The organism is Levilactobacillus yonginensis (assembly GCF_003946265.1).
Taxonomy (GTDB): Bacteria; Bacillota; Bacilli; order Lactobacillales; family Lactobacillaceae; genus Levilactobacillus; species Levilactobacillus yonginensis.
The window spans coordinates 1-1,749 of sequence record NZ_RHNO01000045.1; the positions used below are offsets into that span (position 1 = coordinate 1).

1 rRNA gene is annotated in these 1,749 nt (G+C 49.7%); it reads right to left on the reverse strand.

Features of this window, described 5'->3' with window-relative positions:
• Positions 1-32 precede the first annotated feature (32 nt).
• Positions 33-1,598, reverse strand: a 16S ribosomal RNA gene (locus EKM87_RS12095).
• Positions 1,599-1,749 lie beyond the last annotated feature (151 nt).

Genomic DNA, 1,749 nt, shown 5'->3' on the forward strand with positions numbered 1-1,749 from the left:
CAAAGTATGTGTAGCCTCCGTATATTCCTTAGAAAGGAGGTGATCCAGCCGCAGGTTCTCCTACGGCTACCTTGTTACGACTTCACCCTAATCATCTGTCCCACCTTAGACGGCTGACTCCCGAAGGTTATCTCACCGGCTTTGGGTGTTACAAACTCTCATGGTGTGACGGGCGGTGTGTACAAGGCCCGGGAACGTATTCACCGCGGCATGCTGATCCGCGATTACTAGCGATTCCAACTTCATGTAGGCGAGTTGCAGCCTACAATCCGAACTGAGAACGGCTTTAAGAGATTAGCTTAGCCTCACGACTTCGCAACTCGTTGTACCGTCCATTGTAGCACGTGTGTAGCCCAGGTCATAAGGGGCATGATGATTTGACGTCATCCCCACCTTCCTCCGGTTTGTCACCGGCAGTCTCACCAGAGTGCCCAACTTAATGCTGGCAACTGATAATAAGGGTTGCGCTCGTTGCGGGACTTAACCCAACATCTCACGACACGAGCTGACGACAACCATGCACCACCTGTATCCATGTCCCCGAAGGGAACGTCTTATCTCTAAGATTTGCATAGTATGTCAAGACCTGGTAAGGTTCTTCGCGTAGCTTCGAATTAAACCACATGCTCCACCGCTTGTGCGGGCCCCCGTCAATTCCTTTGAGTTTCAACCTTGCGGTCGTACTCCCCAGGCGGAGTGCTTAATGCGTTAGCTGCGGCACTGAAGGGCGGAAACCCTCCAACACCTAGCACTCATCGTTTACGGCATGGACTACCAGGGTATCTAATCCTGTTCGCTACCCATGCTTTCGAGCCTCAGCGTCAGTTACAGACTAGACAGCCGCCTTCGCCACTGGTGTTCTTCCATATATCTACGCATTCCACCGCTACACATGGAGTTCCACTGTCCTCTTCTGCACTCAAGTTTCCCAGTTTCCGATGCACTTCTCCGGTTAAGCCGAAGGCTTTCACATCAGACTTAAAAAACCGCCTGCGCTCGCTTTACGCCCAATAAATCCGGACAACGCTTGCCACCTACGTATTACCGCGGCTGCTGGCACGTAGTTAGCCGTGGCTTTCTGGTTAAATACCGTCAACTTCTGAACAGTTACTCTCAGAAGTGTTCTTCTTTAACAACAGAGTTTTACGAGCCGAAACCCTTCTTCACTCACGCGGCATTGCTCCATCAGACTTTCGTCCATTGTGGAAGATTCCCTACTGCTGCCTCCCGTAGGAGTTTGGGCCGTGTCTCAGTCCCAATGTGGCCGATTACCCTCTCAGGTCGGCTACGTATCATTGTCTTGGTGGGCCTTTACCTCACCAACTAACTAATACGCCGCGGGATCATCCAGAAGTGATAGCCGAAGCCACCTTTCAAACAAAAACCATGCGGTTTTTGTTGTTATACGGTATTAGCACCTGTTTCCAAGTGTTATCCCCTGCTTCTGGGCAGATTTCCCACGTGTTACTCACCAGTTCGCCACTCGCTTCAATGTTGAAATCAGTGCAAGCACGTCAATCAACGGAAGCTCGTTCGACTTGCATGTATTAGGCATGCCGCCAGCGTTCGTCCTGAGCCAGGATCAAACTCTCATCTTAAAGATGATGTGCTTGAATAGCTCATCGATTGTTGTTACATTTTTAAAAGCGAATTGACTTCGCAAATATTGTTTGGGTTTGATACCAAGTATCAAACCGCCCTACACATATTTGGTTTGTCGAAACAATGTTCAGTTTTCAAAGGTCTACC